Source organism: Mycobacterium branderi (assembly GCF_010728725.1).
Lineage (GTDB): Bacteria > Actinomycetota > Actinomycetes > Mycobacteriales > Mycobacteriaceae > Mycobacterium > Mycobacterium branderi.
In genome coordinates, this window is the sequence record NZ_AP022606.1 from 3,677,197 (window position 1) to 3,689,936 (window position 12,740).

The following is a 12,740-nucleotide window of genomic DNA, read 5'->3' on the forward strand; positions in this document are numbered from 1 at the left end:
CTTGCCAGTCTGCCATCTCTGGCATCGCGGATACATAGCAAGAGCAGTTGAGTTGCTCACATCGGATCCATGAGCGATTCCCCAACCATCGAGCGGCGCCGGGCATACCATCTGCGCATGCAGCGGCTCAGCGGACTCGACGCCAGTTTTCTGTACCTGGAAACGCCCTCCCAGCCGTTGCATGTGTGCTCGATCCTGGAGCTCGACACCTCGACGATGCCGGGCGGTTACAGCTTCGACCGGCTGCGCGACGAATTGGCGGTCCGGATCAAGGCGATGCCGCAGTTCCGCGAGAAGCTGGCCGACAGTGCGTTCAACCTCGACCACCCCGTCTGGGTCGACGACGACACCTTCGACATCAGCCGGCATCTGCATCGCATCGGGCTGCCGCCGCCAGGCGGCCGGATCGAACTGTCCGAGATCTGCGGTCACATCGCGGCCCTGCCGCTGGACCGCAGCCGACCCTTGTGGGAGATGTGGGTCATCGAGGGCGTCGCGGGCACCGATGCCCAGCAGAACGGCCGGCTGGCCTTGATGACCAAGGTCCACCACGCCTGCGTCGACGGCGTGACCGGCGCGAACCTGATGTCGCAGCTCTGCAGCACCGAAGCCGACGCGCCGCCACCGGAACCGGTGGACGGCGTCGGCGGCGCCAACTCGGTGCAGATCGCAGTGAGCGGGCTGGCGAAGTTCGCGACGCGCCCACTGCACCTGGCCAACGTGTTGCCCAACACGGCGGCCTCGGTGGTGAAGACGGTGGCGCGGGCGCGCAGTGGCCAGGCGATGGCACGGCCATTCGCGGCACCGCGAACCACCTTCAACGCCAGCATCACCGCGCACCGCAACATCGCCTACGCGCAGCTGGATCTCGGGGACATCAAGAAGGTCAAGGACCACTTCAACGTCAAAGTCAACGACGTGGTGATGGCGTTGGTGTCCGGGGTGCTGCGCCAATTTCTGCTTGACCGCGGCGAATTGCCCGAGTCGTCGTTGGTGGCGATGGTGCCGGTGTCGGTGCACGGCAGGTCCGACCGGCCCGGCCGCAACCAGGTTTCCGGGATGTTCTCCAGTCTGCAAACGCACATCGCCGATCCGGCCGAACGCATCAAGGCCATCGCTGAGGCGAATTCGGTTGCCAAACAACACAGTTCGGCGATCAGCGCCACGCTCTTGCAGGACTGGTCGCAGTTCGCCGCGCCGGCGGTGTTCGGCCTGGCGATGCGGGCCTATGCCAAGACCCGACTGACCCGCAGCCGCCCGGTGCACAACCTGGTGGTGTCCAATGTTCCCGGCCCGCAGATGCCGCTGTACCTGCTGGGCTGCGAGGTCAAGGCGATGTATCCGCTGGGCCCGATATTCCACGGCTCGGGGCTCAACATCACCGTCATGTCGCTAAACGGCAAGCTGGACGCCGGATTGATCGCCTGCCCGGAGCTGGTGCCGGACTTGTGGGAATTGGCCGACGACTTTGTCGTCGGGATGGAAGAACTGCTTCTCGCGACCCGGTAGCCGGTGCCGCAGTCCCGTAGCGAGGACCCGGCGTCGGTGCATGGCAGCATAGGTGGACATGGGCCTGCCTCGCCGCGACGCGATCGCGCGCACGACGTTGATCTGGACCGCATTGGCCGCGATCGTGCTCACCGTGGCGAGCTGCACACACGTCGTCGGCGGCCGCCCGCGGATGGCCGGGCCGAAAATCGGTCAGCCGCTGGAGTGGGGACAGTGCCGGGTCTCCGGTGGCACCTCGGTCAAGCTGCCAGCCGGCGCGCAATGCGGCAAGATCGCCGTGCCGGTCGACTACGACCACCTCGACGGTGACGCCACGACGCTGGCAATGATGCGATTCCCGGCGACCGGCGACAAGATCGGCTCGCTGGTGATCAATCCCGGCGGCCCGGGTGAATCCGGGATCGAGGCGGCCGTGGGCCTCATGCAGTCGCTGCCGCCCCAGGTCCGCGAGCGGTTCGACCTGGTCGGCTTCGACCCGCGCGGAGTGGCGTCGTCGCGTCCGGCAATCTGGTGCAACTCCGACGCCGACAACGACCGGTTGCGCACCGAACCTCAGGTGGATTACAGCCCGGCGGGCGTGGCGCACATCGAAGACGAGACCAAGCAGTTCGTGCAGCGTTGTATCGACAAGATGGGCAAGAAGTTCCTGGCGAACGTCGGAACCGTCAACGTCGCACGCGATCTGGACGCGATCCGCGACGCGTTGGGCGACGACAAGCTGACCTACCTGGGCTACTCGTATGGCACGCGGATCGGGTCGGCCTACGCCGAGGCCTACCCGCAGAACGTGCGGGCGATGATCCTGGACGGGGCCGTCGACCCCAACGCGGACCCGATCGAGGCAGATTTGCGGCAAGCCAAGGGTTTTCAGGACGCATTCAACGACTACGCCGCCGAATGCGCCAAGGCCCCGAATTGTCCGCTGGGCACCGACCCGGCCAAAGCGGTCGACGTCTACCACAACCTGGTGAATCCGCTTGTCGATCCGGCCAATCCGATGAAGAGCAGGCCGGCGCACACCAAAGACCCGCGCGGCCTCAGTTACAGCGACGCCATCGTCGGCACCATCATGGCGTTGTACTCGCCGACCCTGTGGCACCATCTGACCACCGGCCTGACCGAGCTGGAAAGCCATCGGGGCGACACACTGCTGGCGCTGGCCGACATGTACATGCGCCGGGATTCGCACGGCCACTACACCAACGCCAGCGACGCGCGGGTGGCGATCAACTGCGTCGACCAGCCGCCGGTCAAGGATCGCGCCAAGGTCATCGACGAGGACCGCCGCTCCCGCGAGATCGCGCCGTTCATGAGCTACGGCAAGTTCACCGGCGACGCGCCGCTGGGCACCTGTGCGTTTTGGCCGGTGCCGCCGACGAGCAAACCGCACTCCATTTCCGCGCCGGGCCTGCCGCCGACTGTGGTGGTGTCGACCACCCACGACCCGGCGACGCCGTACAAGGCCGGTGTCGACCTCGCCAAGCAGCTGCATGGCGCCCTGCTCACCTTCGACGGGACCCAGCACACGGTGGTTTTCCAGGGCAACGCCTGCATCGACGACTACGCGACGGACTATCTGATCAAGGGCACCACGCCGCCCCAGGGCGCGAAATGCTAAGGGCTCGCCCCAAATAACGAGACCAACGTGTGACCTTACGGCCGCGCTGCGCGTGACCGAGGCATGCGACGATTGCTGGCCATGTGGCGCATGAGACGGCTGAGCTCTGCGCTGTTTTCGTTCGCCTTGCTGCAGGCGCTTGCCGTCGCGCCGGTGTACGCCACCCCCGAGCCCGATGCCGGGCAGGCACCCCGACCGGCGGCGGCGACCTGGGGCAGCTGCGGCCAGTTCGTGGAGGACGTCAGCGACATCCCCACCGCGCGTTGCACCACGGTCGCGGTGCCCGTCGACTACAGCGCACCCGGCGGCGCCCACGTTCAGCTCGCAGTGATTCGCATTCCGGCAAGCGGCCCGCGGCTCGGCTCGCTCTTGGTGAATCCGGGCGGTCCGGGAGCGTCGGCCGTCGACACCGTGGCCGGCATGGGCGCCGCTCTGGCGGACAGCGAGCTCGCCCGCCGCTTCGACCTCGTGGGGTTCGACCCGCGCGGGGTCGGCCACTCCACCCCGACGCTGCGCTGCCGCACCGACGCCGAATTCGACGCTTACCGCCGCGAACCGATGGTCGACTACAGCCCCGCCGGGGTGGCCCACATCGAGCAGATCTACCGGCAGCTGGCCCAGCAATGCGCCGACCGGATGGGCGCAGCGTTTCTGCGGAACGTCGGAACCGAGTTAGTGGCGCGCGACATGGATGTGGTCCGGCAGGCGCTGGGCGACGAGCAGATCAACTACCTGGGCTTCAGCTACGGCACCGAGCTGGGCACGGCCTACGTCGAGCGGTTCGGCAACCATGTTCGGTCGATGGTGCTCGACGGCGCCATCGACCCCACCGTCGGGCCGATCGACGAGAACGTCAACCAGGAAGCCGGCTTCCAAACCGCGTTCAACGACTACGCGGCCGACTGCGCCCGCTCGCCGGCCTGCCCCCTGGGCACCGACCCGGCCAAGTGGGTCGCCCGCTACCACCAGCTGGTCGACCCGCTCGTCGGCAAGCCGGGCAAGACGGCGGACCCGCGCGGCCTGAGCTACGCCGACGCCACCACCGGCACCATCAACGCGCTCTACGCCCCGCAGCATTGGAAATACCTGACCAGCGGGCTGCTGGGTCTGCAGCACGGCACCGACGCCGGTGACCTGCTGATGCTGGCCGACGACTACAACGGGCGCGACGACGACGGCCACTACGACAACTCCCAGGACGCGTTCAACGCGGTCCGCTGCGTCGATGCGCCGTCGCCGACCGATGCGGCCTCGTGGGTGGACGCCGACCGCCGGATCCGGCAGGTCGCGCCGTTCCTGTCCTACGGGCAGTTCACCGGGTACGCGCCACGCGACTTGTGCGCACTGTGGCCGGCACCGGCCACGTCGTCGCCGCATCCGGCCGCGCCGGTGGGGGCGGGCAAGGTCGTCGTCGTCTCGACCACCCACGACCCCGCCACGCCGTATCAGTCCGGGGTCAACCTGGCCCGCCAGCTCGGCGCCCCGCTGATCAGCTATAACGGCACCCAGCACACCGCCGTGTTGAACGGCAACCGCTGCGTGGACACCGCAGTCACGCGTTATTTCGTCGACGGGGTGTCTCCGGGCAGCCTGCAGTGCTAAGACGCGATACGCTTCGCATCATGGATCGACAGAAGGAATTCGTGCTCCGCACGCTGGAGGAACGGGACATCCGATTCGTCCGGCTGTGGTTCACCGACGTGCTCGGTTTCCTCAAGTCGGTCGCGATCGCTCCGGCCGAACTCGAGGGCGCCTTCGAGGAGGGCATCGGCTTCGACGGTTCCTCGATCGAGGGGTTCGCCCGGGTTTCGGAAGCCGACATGGTTGCCCATCCCGACCCGTCGACCTTCCAGGTGCTGCCCTGGACCACCAGCACCGGACATCACCACTCGGCCCGAATGTTCTGCGACATCACCATGCCCGACGGCTCGCCGTCGTGGGCGGACCCGCGGCACGTGCTGCGCCGTCAGCTCGGCAAAGCCAACGAGCTCGGCTTTTCCTGCTACGTGCACCCCGAGATCGAATTCTTCCTGCTGCAACCCGGTCCCGACGACGGGCGGCCGCCCGTCCCGGCCGACGACGCCGGCTACTTCGACCAAGCCATTCACGACTCCGCGTCGAACTTCCGTCGCCGGGTCGTCGAAGCGCTCGAATCCATGGGCATCTCGGTGGAGTTCACCCACCACGAAGGCGCGCCGGGTCAGCAAGAGATCGACCTTCGCTTCGCCGACGCGCTGTCGATGGCCGACAACGTGATGACGTTCCGTTACCTGATCAAGGAAGTCGCGCTGGAGGAGGGCGTGCGGGCATCGTTCATGCCCAAGCCGTTCGGGCAGTTCCCCGGCTCGGCGATGCACACCCACATGAGCCTGTTCGAAGGTGAGGTCAACGCCTTCCACAGCCCCGACGACCCGCTGCAACTGTCGGATGTCGCGAAGTCGTTCATCGCCGGGATCCTCGAGCACGCCAGCGAGATCAGCGCGGTCACCAACCAATGGGTCAACTCCTACAAGCGGCTGGTGCACGGCGGCGAGGCGCCCACCGCCGCGTCCTGGGGAGCGGCCAACCGGTCGGCGCTGGTACGGATTCCGATGTACAGCCCGCACAAGACGTCGTCGCGGCGCATCGAGGTGCGCAGCCCCGACTCAGCGTGCAACCCCTACCTGACCTTCGCGGTGCTGCTGGCCGCCGGGCTGCGCGGCGTGGAAAAGGGTTACGCGCTGGGCCCGCAGGCCGAGGACAACGTGTGGGACCTGACGGCCGAGGAGCGCCGCGCGATGGGCTACCGGGAGTTGCCGTCGAGCCTGGACAGTGCGCTGCGAGCCATGGAGAGCTCCGAGTTGGTCGCTGAAGCGTTGGGGGAGCACGTATTCGACTTCTTCCTGCGCAACAAGCGCCGGGAGTGGGCCAACTACCGCAGCCACGTCACGCCGTTCGAGCTCAAGACGTATCTCTCGCTGTAATCCTTGGCGGCGGTCGGCCCGGCGCCGTGCGATACCGTCGTGGTCGTGAGCCAACCCGCCACGCAGCGCCCGAAATTGCCCAGCGTCGGCCGGCTCGGGTTGGTCGACCCCCGCGCGAGCGCCCACCTGGCGCAACTGGGCTGGGACAGCGAAGAGGATCAAGACCACATCGACTTGCTGTGGTCGCTGTCGCGCGCGCCGGATGCCGACGCCGCGCTGAGCGCGATAATCCGGCTGGCCGAGGCGCTCGGCGACGGATGGGATGAGCTCAACACCGCGCTGCTGACCGATCGCGGGTTACGCGGCCGGCTGCTGGGTGTGCTGGGCTCGTCGCTGGCGTTGGGGGACCACCTGGTCGCCCATCCGCAGTCCTGGCGCCTGCTGCAGGGCGAGGTCACACTGCCGTCGGCCGAGCAGCTACGCCAAACCTTCCTCGAAACCTCAAGCGGCGAAAGCATCGACGAGTTGCGCACGCTGTACCGCGATCGGCTGCTGGTGCTGGCCGCTCTCGACCTGGCGCCGGCCGTCGAGGACGAGCCGGTGTTGCCGTTCACCGCGGTCGGCGCTCATCTGGCCGACATGGCCGACGCCGCGCTGGCCGCGGCGCTGTCCGTCGCCGAGCGGACGGTGTGCGGCGACGACATGCCGCCGCTGCTGGCGGTCATCGCAATGGGCAAATGCGGTGCCCGCGAACTGAACTACGTCAGCGACGTCGACGTGATCTTTGTTGCCGAGCGCGCCGAGGCGGTGAGCACCCGGGTTGCCGGCGAGATGATGCGGGTGGCGTCGGAAGCCTTCTTCGAGGTGGACGCCAACCTGCGCCCGGAGGGTCGGCACGGTGAGCTGGTCCGCACCCTCGACTCACATATCGCCTACTACCAGCGCTGGGCCAAGACGTGGGAGTTCCAGGCACTGCTCAAGGCCCGGCCCGCCGCCGGCGACCCCGAATTGGGGGAGCGCTACATAGCGGCGTTGATGCCGATGGTGTGGAGTGCTTGCGAGCGTGAGGATTTCGTCGACGAGGTGCAGGCGATGCGGCGGCGCGTCGAGCAGCTGGTGCCGGCCGACGTGCGCAGCCGCGAGATCAAACTCGGCAGCGGCGGCCTGCGCGACGTGGAGTTCGCGGTGCAGCTGCTGCAGCTGGTGCATGGCCGCAGCGACGAGTCGCTGCACGTTGCGTCGACAGTGGATGCGCTGGCCGCGCTGGGGCGCGGCGGCTACGTCGGTCGCGACGACGCGGCGAATCTGACCGCCTCGTACGAGTTCCTTCGGTTGCTCGAACACCGGCTGCAGTTGCAGCGGCTCAAGCGCACCCACATGCTGCCGGCCCTCGAAGACGATGAGGCGCTGCGCTGGCTGGCCCGAGCGGCCCACATCCTGCCCGACGGGCGCCGCGACGCGCTGGGTGTGCTGCGCGAAGAACTCAAGCGCCACAACGTGCGAGTCTCACGGTTGCACGCCAAGCTGTTCTACCAGCCGCTGCTGGAATCGATCAGCCCGGCGGGCCTGGAGTTCTCCCACGGCATGACGCCGGAAGCCGCCGAGCGTCAGCTGGCCGCGCTCGGCTACGACGGGCCGCAGAGCGCGCTGACGCATTTGTCGGCGTTGATCAACCAGAGCGGGCGTCGCGGCCGGGTGCAGTCGGTACTGCTGCCCAAGTTGCTGGACTGGCTGTCGGGCACACCGGACCCCGACGGGGGCTTGCTGTCCTACCGCCGGCTGTCCGAGGCAATGGCGCCGCAGCGCTGGTATCTGTCGACGCTGCGGGACAGCAGCGCGGTGGCCAAGCGGCTGATGCGTGTGCTGGGCACTTCGGCCTATGTGCCGGATCTGCTGATGCGCGCGCCGGAGGTCATTCAGTCCTACGGCGACGGACCGTCGGGACCGAAGCTGCTGGAAACCGATCCCGACGCGGTCGCCGGCGCGCTGGTGGCCTCGGCGAGCCGGCACGCGGACCCGGTTCGCGCCATCGCCGCCGCACGTAGCCTGCGCCGGCGTGAGCTGGCCCGCGTCGCCTCTGCGGACCTGCTCGGCATGCTCGAGGTGACCGACGTGTGCGCCGCGCTCACGTCGGTGTGGGTGGCGGTGCTGCAGGCCGCACTGGACGCGGTGATCCGCGCGAATATTCCCGCGGATGGTCGGGCCCCCGCCAAGATTGCCGTGATCGGGATGGGCCGGCTGGGTGGCCGCGAATTGGGCTACGGCTCGGACGCCGACGTGATGTTCGTCTGCGAACCGGCTGCCGGCGTGGAGGATTCGGCCGCGGTGCGCTGGTCGGTGTCGGTGGCAGAGGGTGTCCGGGCTCTGCTGGGCACGCCCAGCGCCGATCCGCCGCTGGAGGTCGACGCCAATCTGCGCCCGGAGGGACGCAACGGTCCCCTGGTGCGCACGCTGGCCTCGTATGCCGCCTACTACGAGCAGTGGGCGCAGCCGTGGGAGGTGCAGGCCCTGCTGCGTGCGCATGCCGTGGCCGGCGACGCCGAACTGGGCCGGCGATTCCTCTTGATGGCCGACAAAACCCGGTACCCCGACGGGGGAGTGTCGGCCGAGGCGGTGCGCGAAATCCGGCGGATGAAGGCGCGCGTCGACGCCGAGCGGTTGCCGCGCGGCGCCGATCCCAACACCCACACCAAGCTGGGGCGCGGGGGATTGGCCGACATCGAATGGACCGTGCAGTTGCTGCAGCTGCGGCATGCGCACGCGGTCCCCGCGCTGCACAACACGTCGACGCTCGAAAGCCTGGACGCCATTGCCGCGGCGGAACTGATCGCCGCCGACGAGGTGGAGCTGCTCCGACAGGCATGGCTGACAGCGACCCGGGCCCGCAACGCGCTGGTGCTGGTGCGCGGCAAGCCCACCGACCAGCTGCCGGGACCCGGGCGCCAACTCAACGCGGTCGCGGTGGCCGCGGGTTGGGCTAACGGCGACGGCGGCGAGTTCCTGGACAACTACCTGCGGGTGACGCGTCGCGCAAAAGCGGTGGTGCGCAAGGTTTTCGGAGATTAGGGGTAGCATCGGGTGAACATCACATACGAGGTCATGGGCGCCGACGAGCATGACCGGCTAACGGCGCTGTACGGCCCGCTGACCGACGCCGTGCGCGAGCTCATCGACGCCACCATCCGCACCGAAGCCGACGAGGACACCATCCGTGACGCCCGCAGCGCGATCCAGGCGGTGGCTCAGCGGTTGCGCAGCCGCTGGGTCGACGAGCGGCCCGCTGTGCGCTACGCCGTGGACGGGCGCCCGCTGGCGTGGGGCAACGCCGTGATCGGTCTGCGCAACCCGATATCCCCGCCGCTGACCATCCACCACGACGGCGGGCGCTGCTGGAGCAAATTCAGCCTGGGCGCGGCGTACGAAGGACCACCCGGCCTGGTGCACGGCGGCGTCTGCGCCCTGGTGCTCGACCATGTGCTGGGGGAGGCGGCCAGTGAGGGCCTGACCAAGCCGCTGTTCACCGGAACCATTACGGTGAAGTACCTGCGTGGCACTCCGCTGGGCGAGCTGCGCGCCGAAGCGGCGGTCGAGCGCTCGGAAAGCGTCAAAACGTTTGTCCGCGGCCATATTTCCGATTCAGAGGGAATCACCGTCGAGGCCGAGGGGATCTTCGTTCAGCCGGCATGGGCGCGGGACGCCGGATGAAGTTCTACGTCAGCAGCGGGTTTTTGAAGACCGGCGAGATCGTCGAAATCGCCAAGGCCGCCGACGAACTGGGCTACGACGGGATCGGGATCCCCGACCACATCGTCAACCTCGAGACATTGAGCACGCCGTACCCGTACACCAAGGACGGACAGCGGCGCTGGCCGCCGTTCACCGACTGGCCCGACCCGTGGGTGCTGGTCGGTGCGCTTGCGCAAGTCACCAACCGGCTGCGGTTCGTCACCACCGTCTACATCCCGGCGATGCGCAACCCCTATTCGGCGGCCAAAGCCATTGGCACCGCGGCCTGCCTGGCCGGCGGACGGGTGGAGCTCGGCGTTGGGGTGGGCTGGTGCGCCGACGAATTCGCATTGATGGAGCAACGATTCGAGGACCGCGGCAAACGCACCGACGAGATGCTCGAGCTTCTTCGCGCCTTGTGGAGCCCGGGCTGGGTCGAGTTCGACGGCCGGTTCTACCAGACACCGCGGTTGGAGATGGAGCCGACGCCGCCCCGGGTGCCGATCTACGTCGGCGGGCTCAGCGACACCGCGTTGCGCCGCGCCGCCCGCCACGACGGCTGGATCGGTGACCTGATCCGCACCGACCGCGCGATCGAGGTGACCGGCCGGCTGCGTGCGCTGAGGGCCGAAAACGGTTTGACGATGGACGATTTCACTATTCTGACGCCGTTAACTGATGCCTTGACCGTTGCCGACTATCAACGTGCCGAGGATGCCGGCATCACCGGCATCCTCACCATGCCATGGATGTTCTACGCGGGGCCCGATGCCACGCTGGGCGAGAAAATCGACGGCATGCGGCGCTTCCGCAAGGACCTGGCGCTCGACGGGTAGCAGCGGCCGTTGCCCTGTTTGCTGGCTCTCGAAATGGGAACTTTAGCCATGCTAACCAGAGAGCGGCGGTCCATCGCCATCAACCACTGTAACCACTTGTGTCACTTTAGTTTTGCCTGTGGAATGTGGTGGCGCCTGTCCGGCGCCCGTGATACCATTCGAACATGCGTTCGAGTAGCCGTGAGGAGATCGTCGAGGCCTTCGACGCACTCGAATCTGCCATGAAGCGCGCCCTGGATCTGTCCTTCGAGGTGTTGACCACTCCGGAATGCCTGGCCATGTTGGAGCGCTGTGAAACCATCCGCCGGCGGTTGCCGGCGGTGGAGCATCCGCTGATCAACCAGCTGGCCGAACAGGCCAGCGAGACTGAGTTGGGCGGCACGCTGCGCTTCGCGCTGGCCGAGCGGTTGCGCATCACCCCGGCCGAGGCCAGTCGGCGCATTCACGAAGCCAAAGACCTCGGGCCGCGCCAGGCGATGACCGGCGAACCGTTGGCGCCGGTGTTGCCCGCGACCGCCGCCGCCCAGCGCGGCGGGCAGATCGGCGCCGGTCATGTGGCGGTGATCCGTGGTTTCATGCACCGGCTGCCCGGCTTCGTCGACGTCGAGACCCGCGCACACGCCGAGGCCCACCTGGCCGAGTTGGCCGGGCAGCATCGCCCCGACGACCTAGCCATGTTGGCCCAGCGGCTCACCGACTGCCTCAACCCCGACGGCGACTTTTCCGACGACGAGCGGGCGCGCCGACGCGGCCTGACCCTGGGCAAGCAAGGCCCCGATCTCATGTCGCAGCTGACCGGCTGGATCACCCCGGAGTTGCGCGCCACCCTCGAAGCCGTGTGGGCCAAACTCGCCGCCCCCGGCATGTGCAACCCCGCCGACACGGCACCCGTTGTCGACGGCACCCCTTGCGAGGAGACGGCCCGCCGCGACACCCGCAGCACCGCTCAACGCCAGCATGATGGGCTGCTGGCCGGGCTGCGCGCACTGCTGGCCTCCGGAAACCTCGGTCAGCACAACGGGCTACCGGCCAGCATCATCGTCACCACCAACCTGCAAGACATCGAAGCCGGCACCGGACACGGCCTCACCGGCGGCGGAACACTACTGCCGATGTCCGATGTGATCCGGATCGCCTCCCACGCCCACCACTACCTAGCCATCTTCGACAAAGGCAAAGCCCTGGCGCTGTACCACACCAAACGTTTAGCGTCGCCCGCCCAGCGGATTGTGTTATACGCGAAGGATCGCGGGTGCACGTTCCCGAATTGCCCGGTACCGGGCTATCACTGCGAGGCACATCACTGCACCCCCTACGCCCAATGCCACACCACCGACGTCAACGACCTCACCCTAGGCTGCGGCGGCCACCACCCCATCACCGAAGACGGCTGGACCACCCGGAAAAACGCGCGCGGCGACACCGAATGGATCCCACCCCCACACCTCGACCACGGCCAACCCCGCACCAACAACTACTGGCACCCCGACAAACTCCTCCGGCCAGACGACGACGAAGACGACCCCTGAGCGCGGTGACTCGCATGAGAGGTGCCATGTCTGGGTGACCCGTCACTGCTGCGTTAGCCTGCGCGCATGTCGCTCGCTGATGAACCGATCCGGCTCGGGTTGCCCGACGCGGGCGAGATGCTCACGTTGCAACGAGCTGCCTTCGTCACCGAGGCTCAACTGCACGATGACCCGGCGCTGCCCCCGCTGACGCAGACGCTCGCAGAGCTGCGTGACGAGTTGTCGTGTCCGTCGGTGTTCGCATACGGGTACAGAGTTGGCGGTCGCCTGGTGGCAGCGACCCGGCTGGAGGTGAACGGGTCTGCCGCGGAGCTTCGTCGCACCTCCGTCGCTCCCGACCAGCAGGGGCGCGGCCTCGGGACAAGGCTGCTAACGCGCGTCGAGCACTTGATCCCGGAATTGGTGACCGCCATCGAGCTGTTCACCGGAGAACGTAGCTCGGCAAATCTCCGCCTGTATTCCCGTCTCGGCTACGTCGAGACTCACCGGACGCCGGTTGGGTCGTACTTCCTCGTGCACATGCGCAAAGTTTTGCGTGCAAACGCCCTCGGCGGCACCCGCCCAGGCGACGACCGGACGATCAGCCTGTAGTCGCCACACGCGGTCAAAACCGTTCCCT

Annotated in this window: 9 protein-coding genes; all 9 read left to right on the top strand. The window is 67.8% G+C overall.

The annotated features are described in order from the left end of the window. Positions 1–117: 117 nt before the first annotated feature. The 9 genes from G6N47_RS17930 to G6N47_RS17970 all read left to right on the top strand — a co-directional run bounded on the left by G6N47_RS17930 (position 118) and on the right by G6N47_RS17970 (position 12,712). Entirely contained in the window at positions 118–1,509 is a 1,392-nt protein-coding gene (locus tag G6N47_RS17930; protein WP_083133367.1) for a WS/DGAT/MGAT family O-acyltransferase, read from the top strand. Positions 1,510–1,561: 52 nt separating this feature from the next. Then, positions 1,562–3,127: an alpha/beta hydrolase gene (locus G6N47_RS17935; RefSeq protein ID WP_139799629.1), complete on the top strand. Its 1,566-nt coding sequence runs from the start codon at positions 1,562–1,564 to the stop codon at positions 3,125–3,127. Positions 3,128–3,199: 72 nt separating this feature from the next. Then, a complete protein-coding gene (locus G6N47_RS17940; protein WP_139799634.1) occupies positions 3,200–4,729 on the top strand; it encodes an alpha/beta hydrolase in 1,530 nt (509 codons plus the stop codon). A 20-nt stretch (positions 4,730–4,749) separates the two neighbouring features. After that, positions 4,750–6,090, top strand: coding sequence for a type I glutamate--ammonia ligase (gene glnA, locus G6N47_RS17945; RefSeq protein ID WP_083133282.1), 1,341 nt, complete (start codon positions 4,750–4,752; stop codon positions 6,088–6,090). A 39-nt stretch (positions 6,091–6,129) separates the two neighbouring features. Further along, positions 6,130–9,096 carry a bifunctional [glutamine synthetase] adenylyltransferase/[glutamine synthetase]-adenylyl-L-tyrosine phosphorylase gene (locus G6N47_RS17950; protein WP_083133365.1) on the top strand — a complete coding sequence of 989 codons (2,967 nt, stop codon included), beginning with the start codon at positions 6,130–6,132 and terminating at the stop codon, positions 9,094–9,096. A 33-nt stretch (positions 9,097–9,129) separates the two neighbouring features. After that, complete coding sequence (locus G6N47_RS17955; RefSeq protein ID WP_083133364.1) at positions 9,130–9,735, top strand: PaaI family thioesterase; 606 nt, start codon at positions 9,130–9,132, stop codon at positions 9,733–9,735. Then, positions 9,732–10,592, top strand: a complete 861-nt coding sequence (locus G6N47_RS17960; protein WP_083133363.1) for a TIGR03619 family F420-dependent LLM class oxidoreductase — start codon at positions 9,732–9,734, stop codon at positions 10,590–10,592. The genes G6N47_RS17955 and G6N47_RS17960 overlap by 4 nt, the downstream gene beginning before the upstream one ends. Positions 10,593–10,756: 164 nt before the next feature. Beyond that, entirely contained in the window at positions 10,757–12,121 is a 1,365-nt protein-coding gene (locus G6N47_RS17965; protein ID WP_083133281.1) for a 13E12 repeat family protein, read from the top strand. Between the two features lie 66 nt (positions 12,122–12,187). Beyond that, on the top strand, positions 12,188–12,712 hold the full coding sequence (locus G6N47_RS17970) for a GNAT family N-acetyltransferase (RefSeq protein WP_083133280.1): 525 nt from the start codon (positions 12,188–12,190) through the stop codon (positions 12,710–12,712). Positions 12,713–12,740 lie beyond the last annotated feature (28 nt).